15 protein-coding genes are annotated in these 19,888 nt (G+C 72.7%); 10 read left to right on the top strand and 5 right to left on the bottom strand.

Going from position 1 to position 19,888, the window contains the following annotated elements:
* Positions 1–552 precede the first annotated feature (552 nt).
* Positions 553–2,715, top strand: a complete 2,163-nt coding sequence (locus tag QHG49_RS05625) for a hypothetical protein (RefSeq protein WP_301487508.1) — start codon at positions 553–555, stop codon at positions 2,713–2,715.
* Between the two features lie 222 nt (positions 2,716–2,937).
* On the opposite strand, the gene QHG49_RS05620 is transcribed toward QHG49_RS05625, so the two are convergent.
* Entirely contained in the window at positions 2,938–3,234 is a 297-nt protein-coding gene (locus QHG49_RS05620) for a hypothetical protein (RefSeq protein WP_159706624.1), read from the bottom strand.
* A 502-nt stretch (positions 3,235–3,736) separates the two neighbouring features.
* Here QHG49_RS05620 and QHG49_RS05615 point away from each other — a divergent pair.
* From QHG49_RS05615 to QHG49_RS05575, 9 genes are all read left to right on the top strand, one after another.
* The gene (locus QHG49_RS05615) at positions 3,737–6,376 is read left to right on the top strand and encodes an aldehyde dehydrogenase family protein (RefSeq protein WP_301487505.1); all 2,640 of its coding nucleotides are present in this window, start codon (positions 3,737–3,739) and stop codon (positions 6,374–6,376) included.
* A 5-nt stretch (positions 6,377–6,381) separates the two neighbouring features.
* The gene (locus QHG49_RS05610; RefSeq protein WP_301487503.1) at positions 6,382–8,115 is read left to right on the top strand and encodes a thiamine pyrophosphate-binding protein; all 1,734 of its coding nucleotides are present in this window, start codon (positions 6,382–6,384) and stop codon (positions 8,113–8,115) included.
* Between the two features lie 14 nt (positions 8,116–8,129).
* Complete coding sequence (fabF, locus tag QHG49_RS05605) at positions 8,130–9,407, top strand: beta-ketoacyl-ACP synthase II (RefSeq protein WP_301487501.1); 1,278 nt, start codon at positions 8,130–8,132, stop codon at positions 9,405–9,407.
* 10 nt (positions 9,408–9,417) lie between these two features.
* Positions 9,418–11,505, top strand: a complete 2,088-nt coding sequence (locus QHG49_RS05600; RefSeq protein ID WP_301487499.1) for a condensation domain-containing protein — start codon at positions 9,418–9,420, stop codon at positions 11,503–11,505.
* Positions 11,502–12,749 carry an aminotransferase class I/II-fold pyridoxal phosphate-dependent enzyme gene (locus tag QHG49_RS05595; RefSeq protein WP_145490545.1) on the top strand — a complete coding sequence of 416 codons (1,248 nt, stop codon included), beginning with the start codon at positions 11,502–11,504 and terminating at the stop codon, positions 12,747–12,749. Before QHG49_RS05600 ends, QHG49_RS05595 begins: the two co-directional genes overlap by 4 nt.
* An 80-nt stretch (positions 12,750–12,829) precedes the next feature.
* Positions 12,830–13,072 (top strand): acyl carrier protein, encoded by a 243-nt coding sequence (locus tag QHG49_RS05590; protein ID WP_301487497.1) that lies wholly within the window; start codon positions 12,830–12,832, stop codon positions 13,070–13,072.
* Between the two features lie 12 nt (positions 13,073–13,084).
* A complete protein-coding gene (locus QHG49_RS05585) occupies positions 13,085–13,846 on the top strand; it encodes an SDR family NAD(P)-dependent oxidoreductase (protein WP_159706632.1) in 762 nt (253 codons plus the stop codon).
* 140 nt (positions 13,847–13,986) lie between these two features.
* On the top strand, positions 13,987–15,243 hold the full coding sequence (locus tag QHG49_RS05580) for an MFS transporter (RefSeq protein WP_301487495.1): 1,257 nt from the start codon (positions 13,987–13,989) through the stop codon (positions 15,241–15,243).
* Between the two features lie 102 nt (positions 15,244–15,345).
* Complete coding sequence (locus tag QHG49_RS05575; protein WP_145490557.1) at positions 15,346–15,903, top strand: GNAT family N-acetyltransferase; 558 nt, start codon at positions 15,346–15,348, stop codon at positions 15,901–15,903.
* Here the strand turns inward: QHG49_RS05575 and QHG49_RS05570 are convergent.
* From QHG49_RS05570 to QHG49_RS05555, 4 genes are read right to left on the bottom strand one after another with little or no spacing between them, the layout of a single operon-like run.
* Positions 15,879–16,631 carry a nucleoside 2-deoxyribosyltransferase domain-containing protein gene (locus QHG49_RS05570; RefSeq protein WP_301487492.1) on the bottom strand — a complete coding sequence of 251 codons (753 nt, stop codon included), beginning with the start codon at positions 16,629–16,631 and terminating at the stop codon, positions 15,879–15,881. The two genes, QHG49_RS05575 and QHG49_RS05570, sit on opposite strands and share 25 nt — an antisense overlap.
* Positions 16,621–17,418, bottom strand: a complete 798-nt coding sequence (locus QHG49_RS05565) for an alpha/beta fold hydrolase (RefSeq protein WP_301487489.1) — start codon at positions 17,416–17,418, stop codon at positions 16,621–16,623. Before QHG49_RS05565 ends, QHG49_RS05570 begins: the two co-directional genes overlap by 11 nt.
* Positions 17,415–18,347 carry a macrolide 2'-phosphotransferase gene (locus QHG49_RS05560; RefSeq protein WP_236576536.1) on the bottom strand — a complete coding sequence of 311 codons (933 nt, stop codon included), beginning with the start codon at positions 18,345–18,347 and terminating at the stop codon, positions 17,415–17,417. The genes QHG49_RS05565 and QHG49_RS05560 overlap by 4 nt, the downstream gene beginning before the upstream one ends.
* Positions 18,344–19,861 (bottom strand): AMP-binding protein, encoded by a 1,518-nt coding sequence (locus QHG49_RS05555; protein ID WP_301487487.1) that lies wholly within the window; start codon positions 19,859–19,861, stop codon positions 18,344–18,346. The genes QHG49_RS05560 and QHG49_RS05555 overlap by 4 nt, the downstream gene beginning before the upstream one ends.
* Between the last annotated feature and the right edge of the window lie 27 nt (positions 19,862–19,888).

The following is a 19,888-nucleotide window of genomic DNA, read 5'->3' as shown; positions in this document are numbered from 1 at the left end:
TTTGTGGCGCCGACCTGGACGTTTCCGCTCTCCCTGGATCTCACGGACCCCCCTGGACGGTGTTTCGTTCACTGGGGGCAAGGGGTCGCAGGCCAGGGGCGGTTTCGGAGAGATCCGAAACCGCCCCCCGATCATTTTTGGGGACCAGGTGGGGACCAGCGTTCCTTGACTTGTCGTGGGACCACAGCGTCGACGTCCTGGCGCCGGGCGTGAAACGGTCCAAGGTTCCTCGCGTCGGCCCGTCGGTGCCCGGATCGCTCACTTCTGATGAGCATTCAGCACTGGGCCGCCGGTGCGTCAGCAGGTGCTTCAGTGAACCGGCTTCAGGGCGCCGACCAGGGAAAAGAGCGTGCTCTCCGCTTCCGCGGGTGATGGTCACAGCGTCTTCACGCATTTCTCAGCGAACCCTCATCTTCATCCGGGGCGCGGACCGGGCCTGTACGTTTCGCCTTCCTGGAGCGTTCTCCAGGCCGGCCCTTCCGCCAGGCATCTTCGGCGGGGGACTTCGCAGAACGGATGACAGCAGTGAACCCTCGCGCCTTGAACCGCCGTATGGCTTCCAGCGGCCTGACTCTGGTGATGCTCACCGCCGGACTCGCCGTGGCCGGCCTGCCGGGCGCGCCGGTGGCGGCCGCCGCCGGCGCCACGACCGCGACCGCTCCGACCCCCGGCCCGATCGACCCGGACAGCCTGTTCCTGAACCGCTGGATGGGCCAGATCCGCGACGTCATCGGCGACCGGCCGCTCAACAAGGTCGTGATGCCCGGCAGCCACGACGCGGGAACGTGGGGCATCACCGACAAGTCGGGAGTCTGCGACACCGCGAGCGAAGCGTCGATGGCCCGGAAGTACCCGGAGATCGCCGCCGCCATCTCGGTCACGCAGTCGGGCCCCATCAAGGCCCAGCTCGACGCCGGCTCGCGCTATCTCGACCTGCGGCTGTGCAAGCAGAACGGCAAGTGGTACACGTACCACGGCGGTCCGCTCGGCGGTCTGTTCTTCGACGACCCCGCCACCGGACAGAAGGGCGAGATCAACGACATCGCCGCCTGGATCCGCGACCACCCGGAGGAGATCGTCACGATCGATCTGCGCACCTCCGTCCCGAAGGAGTCCGCGGCCGCGGACAACAAGGAAGCCGTCGAGCTGCTGGCCAAGGCGATCGGCACCTCCCGCATGGCCGACAAGAACAAGCTGACGCCCTCCTCCACGTACTACCAGTACATGGCGGCCGGCGCCAACGTCATCCTGCTCGACACCACCAACAGCACGGACGAGCCCTGGGACTGGCCGGAGAGCCGCATCGACGGCCGCGACAGCTACGTCGAGGACAAGGACTGGGGCGGCCTCATCAAGGAGGCGGTGACGCACCCCTTCTCGTCGGACCCGGCGATCGACAAGATCAGCCGCACGGCGCTCGACCGCGACCAGCAGGTGCTGAGCACCGACCTGGGCACGCCGGACACGTTCTTCGCGCTCTCCGGCAACGTCGACTCCACGCTCGCCATCCCCGACGCGGCCTACGACGTCGCCAACAACGGCATGAACTTCAGGGGCGGTGACGGCGTCCCCTACATGCTCTACCTGGCCCGTCAGCACAACTACAACCTGGTGAAGAAGCTGGAAGGCGAATGGCGCTACTCCAGCATCGCCAGGAACACCAACATCGTGGCGTACGACAACGTCAACATGGGTGACGGCAGGGGCCCCATCAGGGGCTCCGGGTACATCAACGCGGCCATCATCGCCAACAACACCCCGACCACGGCACCCGGCACCCTGGTGGGCACCCAGCGCCGCGCCGACGGGACCTGGAGCGCCGCCGAGGCGCTGCCCGGCGCCTACGGCGCGCTGGAGTTCGCCGGCGGTGAGCGCGCGGTGGCGGCCATGCCCGACGGCGACCTGCAGTTCCTCGCCTACGGCAACGACAAGCACCTCTACCACAACATCCGTTTCTCCAACGGCTCGTGGCAGGGCTGGAACCGCCTCAACAGCGACGCCGTCGACAAGCAGCTGAACGGCGGCCCGCTCGCCCTCGCCAGCACCCCCAACGGCACGCTCCAGGCGCTCGCCGTCGACAAGGACGGCAACCTGCTGCACACCCTGCGCAAGCCGGACGGCTCCTGGCAGGAGGGCGGCTGGGCAGGCGTCGGGGACGGCACCGGCAAGGGCGTCATGAAGGCCAAGGACGTCGCCGTCACCGGCCTGCCGAACAACTCCATCAAGGTGCTCGTGTACGGCCGGGACGGTGCCATGCGCCTGACCGAGCGCTACATGAACGGCATGTGGGAGCAGTCGGGCTGGCAGACCCTGCCCGGGGTCGGCGGCGCCGCCACCTTCGTCGGCAAGGACCTCTCGATCACGGCCACGCGGGACTACACCCTCCAGATCGCCGCGATCGGCCAGGACGGCAACATCTGGCACATGACCCAGAACGCGCAGCGGGTCGACTCCGGCTGGAACACCCCGCAGTGGGCGCCCGGTCAGGCGATGCAGGCCACGTCCGTCGCGATCTCCGCCACGCCGGACGGCGCCGCCCAGCTCCTCGCCGTCGGCATGGACGGCAACACCTGGCACAACCTCCGCCAGGCCAACGGCCAGTGGACCGGGTTCGGCGCGCCGCGCGGAACGTACAACCGCCCGCTGGCAGCCACCAGCGTCAAGATCGCCGGCCTGCCCGACGGGAGCAGCTACAGCCTGATCGACGCGCGCTGACGCACGCCGACGCACCGCACGCCGCCCCCGGCACCGGGGGCGGCGTTGTCGTTCGTGGACACCCGCCGCGGTCAGGGTCCACCGGCGCGGACGGCTGCCCGGCGAAGACGTCTGCCCGCTGCCGCACCGGCGGGCGGAAGCGGTGGTACGCCAGGGCGACCACAGCGGCGCAGGGGGCGACGGCGCCTGCGACCATCAGGGCACCCGGGCGGATTCCTGCGCCTAAGCCCGCCGGACGGCGGCGACGGTCGTCCCGCCCGCGCACAGGGACAGCACCCGCGGACGGTCCGTCCGCCAGGAGGCGATCTGCTCGGCAGTACCGGGGACGACGGCGGTGGCGAGAAGGGCCCAGAGGAGACAGACGCCGGCGCCCCTCACGATGTCGGACGGGCGGTGCCTGGCCGCCGGCTGCACGAAGTACGCCGTCCGTGTGGCGACCGCGGCCCCGGCCGGGACGGCGACGTACCGCAGAGCCGCCGGGCGGCCGATCAGGGCGACCAGCGCCGCGCAGGTCTCCATGGTGGGGTGACCGCTGGGGCGGACCAGAGAGGTGCGGGCATGCCGACCGAACCGGGGTCGCCGGAGACGTCGGGGCTTGTCCGGAGACGTCGGGGCTTGTGCCGGCGGCATCGCTGATTACAGCGGTGGGGGCCGGGCGGGGAGCACCGTCGGAATTGTCGCGGAATAGCCGTCGGGCCGGTCATTCAATCGTACTTTTAGTGGCCGCCTGTCGGGCGCTCCGATGAGTCCGCGGTCGTATCGGCCGCGCTTCCGCCCCGATCGGCAGGATTCTTGTCGGCACTCAAAAAGAAACGCCGCTGCCAACCGTGCCAAGAGTTCACCGATCAGAACCGGCCGCCCGGTGCGTCACTTCCGTCGCTGCGCACTCAAGCATCCCGTATGTGTCAGGGAGTTCCTCTTGCCGTATTCGACGCCGAACTGCGGCTGTGGGACAGTCGCCTGAGAGCTGAACACGCTCTCTGGTGGTGTTAAGGAGTACGAGGTGCCTATTATCAGGCGCTTGATTTCTCCCGAGGGGCATATCTGGGAGACGGATGAAATCGTGGCCCGAGTCTTCGGTGCCGCTGAACTTCTTGCACACCGTGGCGTCGAACCCGGTTCGCGGGTGATGATGAGCGGGGCGAATTCCCCGGAATGGGTCGTCGATCTGCTGGCGCTCATTCACCTCGACGCCTCGGTGGTGCTGACCGATCATCGAGCCACCTCCTCACGACGAGCGCAGATCCGCGCCCAGGCGCGCACATTGCTCGAAATCGGCGCCGAGACGGACAGCACCGCACCGCCACCACCCACTTCCGCTACGGCACCCGTGCCCGACATCGCGGCCTGGGCACGGCGTCAGGACGCCGCGATCTCATGGTCGTCGGGTACGACGGGCACCCCCAAGGGAATCGTCCGCTCCGGGCGCTCCATTCTGGACAACCTCGCGCTCAGCGCGGAACGGATGGCGTACCGGCCCGACGACGTCTTCCTGCCCGTCCTGCCGTACTCCCACCAGTACGGTCTGTCGCTGGTCCTCTGCTGGTGGCTGGGCGGCGGCACGCTCGTGGTCTACGGGCCGGCGACCCGCCTGGACCATGCGCTCGCGGTCGGCATGGACCACGGTCTCTCCGTCGTGGACGCGGCCCCGTCGACCTACTACAGCCTGCTCAACCTGTTCGACCGTCGTCCGGCTCTCACCGACGCGCTGGAGACGGTACGGGCCTGGTGCGTGGGCGGCGCGCCGCTGGGACGCAACCTGGCCGCCCGGTTCCACGCCCGTACGGGCCGCCACCTGCTCGACGGCTATGGGGCGACCGAGGTGGGAAACATCGCGCTGGCGACCCCTGCCGACCCGGTCGGATGCGGGACGCCCCTGCCCGGCGTGACCGTCGAGGTGCACGACGAACACGGCAGGCCGCTTTCCCCTGGCCGGCTCGGCGAACTCGTCGTCCGCAGCGACGGTCTGATGACCGGCCGACTGGGCGATGACGGCGAGATCATCCCGGTCCTGGATTCCGTGTACCGCACGGGCGACATCGGCCTGCTCGACGACGCCGGCCGGGTGTTCCCGGTCGGGCGCAAGCACGCGGTGCACCGCGACGGCCACACGCTCTATCCCGACCACCTCGCCCGGCGGGCCGCGGAGGCCGGTGTGGAGACGCAGGTCCTCGCCGTCCCCGACGACCGCCTGGGCCACCGTCTGGTGTTCGTCGTCGCGGACCCGGACACTCGCGAGCCGGCGCACTGGAAGCGACTGCTGCGCACCGCGCTCGCCCGCTACGAGCAGCCCGACCACATCGTCGTGCTTCCCTCCTGGCCCCTGACGGGAACCGGGAAGCCCGACCTGGCCGTTCTGCGGAACATCGCCGTGACCTCGCTGCCCGCCTCGCGGGACGAGACCGGCGGCCCCGCCGCGTCCGGCCCGGGTGCCGGTGCGGCCGGCTACCGCATCCCCTTCCCCGACCGGGTCGACGCGCTGCGTGCGGTGCGCCGGTACGTGGCCGACCACGAGGAGGCGGTGGTGGACATTCTCACCGAAGTCTCCCCCCGCCGCACCGCCGTCGCGGAAATTCGTTCGTTCCTTGCGACGCTCGACGGAGCGGAGGAGGAAATCCGCCGGGTCCGGCCGGGCCGCGTGCCCCTCGCGGCCGTCTTCATGCCCTCCAACATCCCGCTCTACTCCTACGCGCTCTACATGCTCGTGGCATCGCTTTACAGCGACCGCATCGCCTTCCGGCCGTCTTCCGAGACGAAAAGCCAGATGCAGCGTCTGCATGCTCTGCTGGCACCGGCCCACGGTTTACCCATCGAGCTTTTCGAACTCAGCCAGCGCAAGTTCGTGACAGGACCGGTGCGCGAGGCGGACCTCATCGTCTTCACCGGGAATTACGCCAACGCCGAAACCGTCCGCGAGGGCCTGGCGGAAGATCAGCTCTTTCTCTTCTTCGGCAACGGAATCAACCCTTTCGTGGTCGCGCCCGATGCCGATCTCGCCCTTGCCGTGCATGACGTCACGAGGATCCGGCTCTACAACTCGGGCCAGGACTGCTTCGGGCCCGACGTCGTGTTCACACCGCGGGGCCGTACCGAGGAATTCGTCGGCCTGCTGTCCGCCGAGCTGGACGCGCTGCGTTTCGGGGACAACCGTGACCCGGCCGCCGACTACGGTCCGATCCACTACGACTCGGCGCTGGTGAACTGCTCGGACTACCTGGTACGTCACGCGCGGCGCATCCGGCACGGCGGGCGCATCGATCTGCCGTCCCGCAGGGTCGAACCGACCGTCCTGCTGTGGGACTTCGACGACAAGATCCCCCTGGACGAGATGTTCGCCCCGGTGTTCAACGTCGTGTCCTACCCCAGTGCCCGGCGATTACGCGAACGGTTGTCGAGCCCCTTCTTCAGCGAACGCGCGCTGGGAGCGATGGTCTACGGAAACGACCCGGACACGGTGAGAGTCCTGTCCGAGCGGCACCAGACCTGTGTCGACCACACCCTGCTGGACGTCGAGGACGGAAACCGCCCGTTCGGTGGATTCGGGATGAGGGCGAACTACCTCTCCTTCGGCGGGAAGCGGCACGCCGAACCGCTGCTCATGTCACAGGCGGTGGCCCGGAATCTCCCGACGGCCGCCCTGGACGCGGTGGGTGAGAGGTGAACGCGGTGAGCAAGCGATACGCCGACGCGTGGTCCGCGATCGTCGACCTGCTGGTGGCCAACGAGGTGGACACCTGCTTCGGACTGCCCGGCGACGACCTGGAGTTGCTCCGCGCCCTCGACGCCGCGGGCCTGGACCTCGTACCGTGCCGTGACCAGCGCAACGCGCTGTACATGGCCACCGGCTACGCGCTCCAGTCGGGCCGGCTCGCCGTGTGCGCACTGGGCAAGGGGCCGGCTGTCACCCACGCGGCCACCGGGCTGCTGGAGGCGCGGGAGTCCGGCGCGCCGGTTCTCGTGCTCGCCGCCGGCGTGGCCGAACGGCGCCGGGGCAGCGGTGGATTCCAGGAACTCGACCAGGTCGCCGCGGTGGCGCCCCTGGTGCGGTGGGCGCACCGGGTGGGACACCCGGACCGGGTCGTCCCCGCGACGGTGACGGCGCTGACCCGCGCCGCGGGGCCGCCGCCCGGACCCGTGTACCTGGAGCTGCCCGACGACGTCCGCACGGCGGAGATCCTCGTCACCGGACCACGGCCGACACCGCCCGAACGACTGCTCCCCGATTCCGTTGCCGTGACGCCGGGACCGGCGCTGGCGGCGATCCGCGCGAGCCGGCGCCCGGTGGTGCTGGTGGGCGGCGGGATGCGGCACCGCAACGAGGACGGGGTGGTCGAGCACTTCGCCGGACGCCTCGGCGCGGCGATCTTCACCACCGCGTCCGGCCGCGGTGCCGTCGACGAGCGGCACCCGCTGTTCTGCGGTCTGGCGGGCCTGTACGCCGCCGCCCCCGCCCGTGAACTGTGGTCCTCCTGCGACCTGGTGGTGTCGCTCGCCGGGCGTCTGGAGGAGACCGCCGTGGAAGGCGGAACACCGTGGCCCCCGGTCACGGTGGTGCAGGTCAATGTCGACCCCGGCGGCCTCTCGGCGGAGTTCGCGGGCCCGCGCGTGCTCGGAGACGCCCGGCACGCCGTGCTCGGCTGGGCGCGGGCTCTGGAGGAGGACCCGGGGTCAGGGCGGGCCGGGCGGGCCGGGCAGGCCGGGCAGGGCGGGCAGGGCGGGCACGCGGACACGCCCGGGGCGTGGCCGGACAGGATCGCCGCCGCCCGCGAGGCCATGTCGCTCCACATGGCGGAGGAACTGGCCCGCGCGGCGGCACTGCCGGGCATCCGCATCGCCGAGCTGCTCGCCGCGCTGGACGCCACCGCCGCCGAGCCCCGCGTACTGGTCCAGGAGAACGGGCTCCAGGACATGTGGTCCTACTGCTTCCCCTTCCACGCCGGTGGCGGGTCCATCGTGCCGTCGGAGCAGACCCCCCTGGGCTTCGGAGCGGCGGCGGCCATCGGGGTCAAGCGGGCCGCCCCGGACCACGAGGTCACCGCGATCATCGGGGACGGAGCGTTCCTCGCGGCCCGCGCGGACATCGCCGTCACCGCCCCGGCCCACGGCGGTGTGCTGTACGTGGTGCTGTGCAACGGCGGCTACGGCTGGCTGGACGCCCAGCGCGCCCGCCTCGGACTCGACGCCGACCGCTATCCCTTCACCCGCCCGGGCGCGCCACCGCCCATGGTGGACGGCCCGGACATCCACTGCCGGGTGCTGCGCGACAAGGCCGCGCTGACCGAGGAGATCCGCGCCGCGCGCCGGTTCTGCGCACAGGGCGGTACGGCCGTGCTGATGGTGCCGGTCGGCCCCGACGACATCCCCCCGCCCCTCCGCGACGCCGAGGTGGTTCCCCAGTGACGGAGGTGACGGACGTGACGGACGCGACACAGCGGGGTGACTCCCGGCGCGGCGGGTCCCGGCGCCGGGTGATGGTCACCGGGTACGGGGCGGTGACACCGCTGGGCCACAGCGTCGCCGACACCTGGACGGCGATGCTGGCCGGGCGCAGCGGCATCGACACCGTGGACGGGATCGACGTGACCGGCCTCGGAGTCCGGATCGGCGGCCAGGTCCGCGGGTTCACCCCCGGCCGCTACATGCCCCGGCCGGTCAGCCGCCGCGCCGATCCCTACGCGCAGTACGCCCTCGCCGCGGCCCTGGAGGCATGCGAGCACGCCGGACTCGTCGTCGACGACCACTCGGCACCGCGGGTCGCCGTGGTCATCGGCAGCGGCTACGGCCCGGTGGGGTCGATCTACCGGGCCGCGAACACGCTGCGGGACAAAGGGCCGCGGGCCATCGGCCCCTTCACCCAGGTCACCACCGCCATGGACAGCGCCGCCGCCGAGATCAGCATGCGGCTGGGCACCCGGGGGCCGAGCCGTGCCCAGAGCACGGCGTGCGCCAGCGGCGCCGACGCGGTGGGCGCGGCGATGCGGATGATCTGCCAGGGGGAGGCCGACATCGTCCTCGCCGGCGGCGCCGACGCCTGCGTCACCGCCGTCGACCTCGCGGGCAGCGGCAACGCCCGCGCGCTGTCCACCCGCAACGACGACCCGACCGCCGCGTGCCGGCCGTTCGACGCGCACCGCGACGGATTCGTGATGAGCGAGGGCGCCGCCGTGCTGGTGCTGGAGGCCGCCGAAGTGGCCGACCGGCGGGGGGCGACGGCGCTGGCGGAGCTGATCGGCTACGGAGCGAGTTCCGACGCCCATCACTGGACCGCCCCGCACCCGGAGGGACGAGGCGCGTGCCTCGCCGTGGAGGCGGCACTGCGCGACGCGGGGATCACCGGGTCGGACGTGGACTACGTCAACGCGCACGGCACCGGGACGCTGCTGAACGACGCCGTCGAGACGGCCGTGCTGCGCCAGGTGCTGGGCGATCGTGCCACCCGGATCCCGGTCAGCTCCACCAAGTCGATGACCGGACACATGATCGGTGCCGCCGGGGCGGTCGAACTCGTGGCCTCCATCCAGGTCCTGCGCACGGGTGACGTCCCGCCGACCGTCAACTGCGACGAGCCGATCGACCCGGACATCAACTTCGTGCCGCACCGGGCGCAGCACCACGAGCGGGTGCGGATCGCGCTCAGCAACTCGTTCGGCTTCGGCGGGCACAACGCCGCGCTCGTGGTCCGGGCCGTATGAGGTGCCGGCCGTGAACCATGCCCCGCGACCGGCTCCGAGCCGCCCCGCCACCGTCATCCGCAGCGGACCGCTGAACTGGGTCCAGCAGTGGCACTGGTACGAGCGCACCATTCCCGCGCGACGGCGGGTGAACCCGACACCGCTCGCCGACCACTGCCACGTCCCGCCCCCGGCGACGGTCGCCGACGTCCACCGGGCGCTCGCGACGCTCACCGCCCGCCATGAGGCGCTGCGCACCACGGTCGACCCGCTCCACCCGACGCAGCACGTCCACCGGGCGGACTGGGCCCCCCTGCCGGTCGACCATGCCGAGGTTCCCGCCGCCTCCGCCGACATCCTGGAGGCCGCCACGGCGGCGCTGGCCGCCCGCCCGATCGACCCCGAGCGTAATCCGCCCTGGCTCGCCCGGGTGCTGCTGGAGGCGGGAGAGCCGCGCGCGGTCGTGCTGGCCGTCCACCATGTCGTGATCGACGGATGGGGACTGGCGGTGCTGCTCGACCAACTGCACGACCTGCTGCGCGGCGCCGGCGCACCGCCGAAGAAGCCCGCGCCTCCGCCCGCTATCGCGCCTGCGCCCGCCACCGCGCCTGCGCCCGCCACCGCGCCTGCGCCCACCGCCGCGCCTGCGCCCACCCCCGCGCCCCCGCCCACCCCCGCGCACCCGCCCATCGCACACCCCCTCGACGCGGCCGGTGACCAGGACCCGGAACGCGCCCGCGCGGCGGAGCGGGAGTGGCTCACGCGTCTCGCGGACAACCCGACCTGCGTGCTGGCCCCGTTCGGCGGGACCGACGACGGTGAGGGGCGCCACCGCCTCCAGCACCGCTCGGTGGAGGCGTACGACGACCTCGACCGCGTCGCCCGGCGTCACCGGGTCAGCCCGGAGATCGTCATGCTCGCCGTGCTGGCCCACGACGTCGCCGCCCGCACCGGCGAACACCGGTTCCTCGCCTCGGTGGTGGTCTCCAACCGGGCCCGCGCCGCGCTGCGGACCAGCATCGGTGTCCGGGCCCTGACGGTTCCGGTACAGATCGATCTCCGCCCGGGCGCGGTGTTCGGCGAGGTGGTCGCCTCGGTCGCCGCCGCCTCCGCCACGGCCTACCGGTACGGGCGGTGGCGCCCCGCCGAACTGGTCGCCGCCCAGGCCCGGATGGACCGCCGCCGGGGTGTCGTGACCGTACCCACCATCGAGTACAACTGCTATTCCTGGCCGCGCGACTACCTGGTCCCCGCGCCCGACACCCCGCCCGGCGGGACCGCCACCTGGATCCGCAGCGCGCCCGACGAGCCCTGCGACACGCTGTACGTCGACTTCAGCCGCGACGGAGGGGCCGTCACCCTCGACGTCACCGTCGGGGACCATCTCCTCGACACCGGGCAGGCCGCCGCGTTGCCCCTCCGGCTGTGCGCCGCCCTGCGCGCGCTCGCCGACGGCGACGAACGCGCGCTCCCGGCACACCGGCTCACCCCGCCCGCCCCCGGATGGTGGCGCGCCCCGCAGGGCTGGGTGTGCCTGCCCAAGGTCGAGGACGTGGTGCGCGGCCACCCCGGAGTGCTCGACGCGACGGTGACACCCGGCGGGGACGCCACCGCGAAGGGCGACGACCCTCACCTCGTCGTACATGCCCGCACGGTCTCCGGCCTCACCCCCGGCGACCTGCACCGCCACGTCCTGGACCACCTCGGCGAAGTACCCGGCACCCTGGCCCCGGGCCGCTACGTCCTGCGCCCGGCCACCCCCGGACCCGGCCGTCTCCCCGACCTGCCCCGCGCCACCACCGGCGGCCCGGAAACCCCGCACGTACCGTCACGCCCGCCCGCGACGGACGCCGAACGGGCGCTGGCCGCCGCCGTGACCGCCGTCCGACCCCCTGACCCGTCGGCAAGCCCCCGTGATGCCGTCGACATGAACCGCTGCCTCGCCGACCACGGGATCACTCTGCTCGCCGTCCCTCGTCTGCTGGCGCTGCTCCACCGGTCCGGCTTCACCGGGATCGCGTCGGACGAACTGGCCGGAACGGCCTCGCTCGGCCATCTCGCCGCAGCCCTGGAGCCCCTGCCGCCCCGCGCCCACCGTGGAGGAGAAAACTCGCCATGACCGCGTCCCACACCCCCGCACCGACCGCGGACCGCCTGGCCCCGTGGGCCTTCGCCGCCTTCGTCGAGGCGAACACCCACGACACCGCGTACCGCCCGCCGGTGGTGGACGGCCCCGTCGGACCCACCATCGTCCGCAACGGCCGCGAACTGGTGAACTTCGCCAGCATCAGCTTCCTCGACCTGGAGCGGCACATCCCGGTACAACGCCATTTCGCACAGGGAGCGCTCGCCCACGGACTGAGCACCAGCGGATCCCGGATGACACAGGGAATCTGCCGCCCGCACCAGGAGCTGGAGGAGACGATCGCCCGCCGCACGGGCAAGGAGCGAGCCATCAGCTTCGCCACCGGCCTCCTGGCCAACATCGGATTCGTCCACGCCATGAGCAGTTCCGCGCACTTCGACGCCGGGATCGAAGTGCACAACCACGACACCGTCTTCGTCGTCGACCGCGATGTCCACTGGAGTATCTGGAAAGGTCTCGAAGGGCTCGGCTACAGCCGCAAGGCGCACGCCTTCCGGCACAACGACGTCGCCGACCTGGACCGTGTCCTGGACCGGGTCCGGGCCCCCAAGACCGTGGTGATCGCCGAGAGCATCTACTCGGCCGACGGCACCATGGGGCCGATCGTGGACATCCTCGACGCGTGCGACCGCCACGGCGCCATCAGCATGATCGACGATGCGAACGGCTTCATGGTGTACGGGCCCGAGAACCGTCCGTACGCCGCGGAGGCCGCCGCGATCCGGGAGCGGGCCGACTTCGTCATGGTGTCACTGTCGAAGGCCATCGGTCTGGAGGGCGGCGCGATCGCCGGGCCGGCGGCGGCCATCGACGCCTTCGAACTGCTCTCCGGCACCTCGATGTTCACGGCCGCCATCCAGCCGCCCACCGCCTACGCCGCCAAGCGCACCATCGACGCCCTCGCCGACGATCCGCGCATCGTCGACGACTACCTGGCGCACGCCGCCCGCCTGCGCCGGCAGATGCGCGAGGCCGGCACGCCCACGACGCCGACCGAGTCGTACATGCTCTCCGTGCCGATCGGCAGCGACGCCGCCGCGCTCCAGATGCGGGAGTGGTTCGTGGCGGACGGCTACCTCGTACCCGTCTTCTCCTACCCGGCGGTCTCACGCAACCAGGCGCTGCTGCGCCTGTTCCCGCACGCGGGCCACACCGAGGAGCAGATGGAGGGCTTCCTGGACACCCTCCTCACCTACCGGCGCCGCCTCGGGCTCTGACGCCCCCGCACCCACGACGGCCGACTCGGCACGACCCGTCCCAAGGACTCGGCAGGACCCGTCCCAAGAAGGAGGAACCCATGGCGAACAACGCCGACATTCTCGACTCCCTTGCCAAGATCGTCGAAGAGGTCGCAGGCATCGACCCCGCCGAAGTGACCGCCGAGAAGTCCTTCACCGACGACCTCGACGTCGACTCCCTCTCCATGGTGGAGATCACCGTGGCGGCCGAGGACACGTTCGAGGTGAAGTTCCCCGACGACCGGGGCGCTGAACTGAGGACCGTCGGCGACGTGGTGAACTACATCGCCGCCCACCGGTGACGTCGGGCAGCCATGAGCGTTCTTGACCGCTTCCGGCTCGACGGCCGCGTGGCCGTGGTCACCGGCGCCTCCTCCGGACTGGGTATCGCCTTCGCCACCGCGGTGGCCGAGGCCGGAGCCGATGTCGTGCTCGGGGCACGGCGCGTCGAGCGGCTGGCGGCTGTGCGCACGGCCGTCGAAAGGCTCGGCCGCCGGGCCGTCGCGGTGCGCACCGACATCTCCAGACCGGAGGACTGCCGGGCCCTGGTCGACGCGGCCGTGCGCGCCTTCGGGCGGGTGGACATCCTGGTCAACAACGCCGGGATCAGCGGCGAACGACCCGCGACGGAGGAGACGCCGGAACAGTTCCGCGAGGTCATCGACATCAATCTCAACGGCTCCTACTGGATGGCGCAGGCCGCGGGCGCGGTGATGCCGCCCGGCAGCGCCATCGTCAACGTGTCGAGCATCCTCGCGCTGGTCACCGGCGGTCTGCCACAGGCCGCCTACTCGGCGTCGAAGGCCGGCCTCCTCGGACTCACCCGCGATCTCGCCCAGCAGTGGACCCCGGGCAGGGGCATCCGCGTCAACGCCCTCGCACCGGGCTTCTTCCCCTCCGCGATGACCGACGAATACGCCGAGGGCTACCTCGAGGCGATGATGCCGCGGGTGCTCGCGGGCCGCGTCGGGCAGCCCGAGGAACTCGCCGCGGCCCTGGTCTTCCTCGTCTCCGACGCGGCGTCGTACATCACCGGCACCACTTTGACGGTCGACGGGGGCACACACATCGCGTAGGGACAGCGGCGCGATCCCGTCCCGCGTGTGCCGGTCGACGAGCGCTACGGTCGTGTCCGTCCCGGCGTGACCGGGCGCGACCGCGTCGGCGGCGTGTCGCGCGCGGGACCGATCCACTCGGCACCCCGAGGGGGCAGACAATGACGACGGAGCCGACGGCCCGCTCCCGTCCGCGTGGACCGCTGGGCGATCCGCACCTGCGCCGTCTGGTCGCGGGCCAAGGGCTGGCGGCCGTGGTCGACGCGCTGTTCCTCGTATGGCTCACGCTTTTCGTGCTCGACCTGTCGAAACCCGGGATCGTCACGGGGTTCGTCCTCGTCGCCGTGGCACTGCCGCGAGCGGCTCTCCTGCTGCCCGCGGGCGTGGTGGTCGACCGCCTCGGCCCCGTGCGTGTCGCGGTCGGCGCCGCCTGGCTCCGGGTCGCCGTCCTGCTCGCCCTCGGTGCCGTCATCGCCCTCACCTCACCATCGGTGACGACGGTCGCGCTGCTCGCCGGACTGCTCGGCGCCGCCGACGCCGCGTACTTCCCGGCGGCCCTGGCCGTGCTGCCCGCCATGGTGCCGACCGAGAAGCTCTCCCGGGTCAACGCGCTGATCCAGGGCGCGGAGTCGGGGGGCGATCTGGTCGGCCCGGCGGTGGCCGCCGCGGCCGTGGCCGCAGTCGGATTCGACGCGACGCTCGGTGGGATCGCGGCGCTGGCGGTGCTCGCCGCCGTCGCCCTCAGCACGCTCGTCCGTGTGGTGCGACGCGGCGAACGCGCCGGGGACGACACCGGTCCCGACCCCGTCCAGGGTGAACGGCTCAGCAGTACACGTGCCCTCCGAGCGGGCCTGGGATACGCCTGGCACGAACCACTGGTGCGGGGAATGCTGGCGGCCGTGGCCCTGATCAACATCGCGGTCGTGGGCCCCGTACTCGTGGGCGGCGCGGTGCTCGCCGATCAACGCCTCGGGGGCACGGGATCCCTGGGGATCGTGCTCTCCGGGTTCGGCGCGGGCGCACTGGCCGGCTCACTCATGGCCGGATGGCGCCCGCCCGCCCGGCGCGGCTGGACCGTGGTCGGCGGGGTCGCGGCGATCGGCGCGGGCGTGGCCGGACTCGGCACCGTCACCCACGTCGCCGCCGCGACGGCGGTCGTCTCGCTCGTCGGCCTCGGGTCCGCGTTCCTCGGCGTGGTGGTCGTGGCCACCTTGCAGGAGCGCGTGCCCCAGCACCTGCTGGGCCGCGTCCTCAGTCTCGTCGTGCTGGCCACGGTGGCGCTGGACCCGTTCTCCTACGTCCTCGCGGGCGTACTGCTCCCGTACGGTACGACGACGCTGTTCCTGGTCTGCGGCGGCGCCGTCCTGGCGTGCGCCGGCCTGGTCGCCACGAGCCCGACGATCCGCTCTCTGCGCTGACCCGCACCGCCCGGCGCAGGGGCACGGAGACCGGTCGGTGGCACGCGGGTCTGGTCGGCCGAAAGCAGCCTGTCGTTCTCCGGCCGGCCCTAGCGTCGTGCCGTGACCACTGCTGACGACACCGCCTACCGGTACCGCACCGCCGTCCCCGAGGACGCCGAGGCCATCGAGGCCCTGGACGGCTCCTTCACCACCGGCACGGTCTTCCGGGTGACCGCCGGCGACGACGGGTTCGCGCTGCGGGAGATCCCCGTGGACCCGCCGCTGACCAAGGTGTTCCCCGACGACGGAGCGCACGACGAGGACGGCGACGACGGGGATTCCCGGACCTTCGTCGCCCGTGGGACCGCCGGTGACCTGGCCGGGTTCGTCACCGTCTCGTACTCCGGATGGAACCGGCGGCTGACCGTCGAGGACATCGAGGTCGCACCGGAGCACCGCGGCCGGGGCGTCGGCCGCGCGCTGATGGGGCTCGGGGCGGAGTTCGCCCGCGAGCGGGGTGCCGGGCACATCTGGCTGGAGGTCACCAACGTCAACGCGCCGGCCATCCACGCGTACCGGCGGATGGGCTTCGCCTTCTGCGGGCTGGACACCTCCCTCTACGACGGCACCCCCTCCGAGGGCGAGCAGGCGCTCTACATGAGCATGCCCTGCCCCTGAGCCGACAGCAGCCGGCGCACGGTCGGGCCGGTCCCGTCACCCGTCTCGCACGTCACGGTCAGCAGCCACGCCGGGACGCCGTCCGGTGCCGTGGCCCGCTCGTACCACTCCACGCGCGCGTCCAGCAGCCGGCAGCCCGCCGGACGGGCCGCGTACCACTTCCGGAAGGGCTCGGACCGCCACACCGCCAGCGGGACGGCCCGCTCGCCACCGGTACGGCGGGAGCCGCGGCCCACCGCGCGCAGGGCCGCTTCCGCCGCCCCGGGAAGGGTGCGCGCCACCGGTACCCCGAACGCCTCGGCGAAGTGCAGGAGGTACGTCATGCGCTCGGCCTCCGGCGGCGCACCCAGCACCGCCCGGCCCGAGTCGTGCCACGCCCCCCACTTGATGTTGGACACCAGCCCGGGGAGCCGGCGCATGTCCCGGGGGATCCAGAACAGCACCGCGTCCGAGCGGCGCATCGCCTCCTCCTCCCAGGCGATCTGGTCCCCGTACGAGGGGTAGGACCCGCCGGCGGTGGGCTCCGGCAGGAAGACCACCAGCCGCCCCGGGACCCTCCAGGCGGCACGCAGAGCGGCGACCGCGGCCGGGCGCCAGGACGGCTCCGCCGGGTCGGCGGGGGTGGGCCCGCACAGGTACACGGCCGCTTCCCAGGACCCGGGCGGCTCCTGGCCGACGTACACGACCTCGACCGAGGCGGCCATTTTCGCGGGGGACTCAGGGGACATGGGACGCTCCGGGGTCGGTCGTGGGGAGGGTGGCCAGGAAGTCCAGCAGGACGGTGTTGAAGGCGTCGGGCCGTTCCAGGAAACCGAGGTGGCCGGTGTCCGCCAGCTGCGTGTACCGGGCGCCGGCCACCGCCGCGGCCAGCTCGCGGCCCAGGTGGGCGGGGGCCAGCACGTCGTCGGCGAAACCCACCACCAGCAGGGGTGCGGTGATCCGCGCGTACGCCTCCAGCCGGTCGGCGACGGGCGGGCGCGGGTGACGGGCACCGGCCAAGGCACCGCTGAACGCGGCGATCTCGAACAAGTCCAGCCATTCTGCGACCGCGCCCTCGTCCGCCAGGGTCCGGGGCGAGAGGTTCAGCACCAGCTGGACGAACGCCTCGTACTCCGGCGGGAGCCGGCCGCCCGTCCCGGTGTGCGCGGCCTCGGCGCGGGCCAGAGCCTCGCTCACCGGGTCGGGCCGGCCCCGCGTCGCGGCCAGTACCGCGCCGCTCGCCAGGTGCGGATCGGTGACGAGCAGCTCCTGTATCGCCAGGGCCCCCAGGGAGTGGCCGACGAGCGGGCAGGGCGGCAGCCCCAGTGCGATGAGGAGTTCCCTCACGGCGGCGGCCAGTTCACCGGCGCTGGAGTCGGCGGCGCCGTGGTCGAAGGTGACGACCCGGTGGCCCGCCCCGGTGAGCGCGGGCACCTGGTGGTGCTCCCAGATCCGGCCGGTGCCCCCCGCCCCGGCGACCAGGACCACCGGCTGCCGCCCGGAGCCGTGGACCGTGTACGCCGTCCCCCCGCTCACCGGGCCATCCTCCGCAGTGCGGTCTCCGTCCACGCCGGGCGGCCGGTGTCCAGGCCGCGCAGCGCCACATGGACCCAGAGGAAGGACGCCCGGGCCAGGATGTGCGACCGCATGCCGCCGGGCACGTCGCCGCCCGCCGCCCGGTAGGCGTCCAGGAGCCGGTCGAGGACGTCCGTGCCACCGGCGTACAGCATGTCGACGAAGTCCGCCGCCGGATCACCGATGCCCGCGTTCGCCCAGTCCAGCAGGGCCGACAGCGCCAAAGGGGCGGACGGCCCGCGCTCCACCAGGGTGTGGCCCGGGTGCACGTCGCCATGGACGAGCACCAGGCGGCCGGGCCACAGCCGGTCGTCGTCCAGCCACTCCCGCCAGCGGCGCACCCGGGCGGCGGGCAGCTCCAGTTCGGCATGGGCGCGGGCCAGCCGGTCCGCGATCCGGGAGCGCACGGCCTCGGGTCCGGACGGCCGCGGGACCGCCCGTGCCCAGGCTCCGTCCAGGGGCGTGGAGTGCACCTCGGCCAGGCAGCGGGCCAGCGGCTCCAGGTAGCGGTCCGGGTGGGCCAGCGGATCCATCGACCAGCCGTAGACCAGGGTGTCCGGGTCCTCGCTGCCCGCCGCCTCGCCGGGCAGCCGCGGGTAGGCGACGAGGTCCGGGGTCTGCAACCGCCAGTCGGGCACGGCCACCGGCACCCGGTCGCGTACCGCGCCGAGCACCGCGCCCTCCACGGCCAGCCGGCCGGCCGCCCCGGGCCGGCGCGGCCGCCGCAGGATCCAGTACGTGCCGTCCGTGGCCCGGATGTGGGTGACGCGGAAGTCCCAGCCGCTGTCGTCGTTCTGCGCGGACTCCGGTACGAGTGCCACGCCCAGCTTCCGCGAGGCGTGGGCGGCCAGCTCGGCGGCCACCGCGTCCGGCGCCGTGGCAGCGCTCATCGGGCGGCCTCCACGGCACCCAGGCGGCGGTCCCGGGTGGCGTCGCGGTCGACCTTGCCGGTGTGGGTCCGCTCCAGCGCGTCCACCGGCAGGATCAGTTCGGGCACCAGATGCGGCGGCACCGTCCGTGTCAGCCGGTCACGGGCGGCCGCGGCGACCTCGCCCGGCTCGGCGTCCGGCAGCGGAACGAAGAACGCGGCCAGCGCGGAGTGCCCGGCCCGGTCCACCCGGGCGGCCGCGACCGCTGACACGCCCTCACATCGCCCGATCAGCTCCTCGACGTCGAGCAGGTCCACCCGGAAGCCGCGGATCTTGACCTGGTGGTCGGAGCGCCCCTTGAACACCAGGGCGCCGCCGGGCGCCTCGCCGACCAGGTCCCCCGTGCGGTACCAGCGGGTGCCGTCCCGTTCGGTGAAGCGGGCAGCCGTCGCCTCCGGGTCCCCGTGATAGCCGAGGGCCACTCCGGGCCCGGACACAAACAACTCGCCCGTCTCGTCGATGCGTTGGCCGACGTGCGGCAGGGGAAGCCCGATGGGCAGGTCCCCGCCGGACTCCGGCAGCGCGGGGGCGCCCGGCCCGGCGAGCTGCACCGCGTGCGTGACCAGCGCGGTCTCCGTGGCGCCGTAGGTGTTGAGCAGCCGCACCTCCTCGGCGCCGCCGAGCCGGTGCCAGCGTTCCAGCATGTCGGCGCGCACCGCCTCGCCACCGATCACCACGGTGCGCAGGGACGCGGGCAGCCGGGCGCCCCGGCGCAGCAGATCGCCCGTCAGACCGTCCCAGAACCCGGTGGGCAGCACCGCCACCGAGAGCTGCTGCTCCTCCGCCACCCGCGCGAACCCCTCCCGCGCGGCGTCGTCGACAACGAGGGTGGCGCCCGCGGTCAGGGTCGGGAGGATCTCCTCCAGGCTCGTGTCACCGCCCGCGCCGTGGAAGTGCAGCACGGAGTCGTCCTCGCCGATGCCGTACAGGCCGCGCAGCGCCGGCACCACGGCAGCCGGCGCCCGGTGCGGGACGACCACTCCCTTCGGCTCGCCGGTGGAGCCCGAGGTGAACAGCACGTACGCCGGGTCCTCGGGACGCGGGTCCGGCCACGGCGGGGCGGCCGGTGCCGTGGCCGCCGCGGGGGCGGGCGCCCAGCGGGGCCGGATCACCTTCTCGACGGGGGGCTGCCAGCCGGTCTCCGCGGTCGCCACCGCCTCCCGGCAGCCGACCCGGCGCACGATCGCCTCCAGCCGGACCCCGGGGTGGTGGGCCTCCAGCGGCACGTACGCCCGTCCCGCCGCCAGCACACCGATGAGCGCCGCCACATCACGGGCCGAGTGGTGCGCCACGACGCCCACGGGAGGCTGGGGCGCCGCCGTGCGCGGCTCGACGGCGGCGGCGACTTTCCGCACCCAGGCGGCGAAGGTGCCGTAGGTGAGGACGAGACCGTTGTCGACGACGGCCGGCCGGCCGGGATCGTCGCGCGCCGTGTCGAAGAATGGTTTGAGAAATGATGCCGAGGAGAACGTCATTGTGAATTCCCGTGTCCTGGTGGATTA

The organism is Streptomyces sp. WP-1, from assembly GCF_030450125.1.
In the GTDB taxonomy this organism is placed as follows: domain Bacteria; phylum Actinomycetota; class Actinomycetes; order Streptomycetales; family Streptomycetaceae; genus Streptomyces; species Streptomyces incarnatus.
Note: the sequence above shows the minus strand (reverse complement) of the source record. Positions and strands in the feature narration are given on the sequence as shown.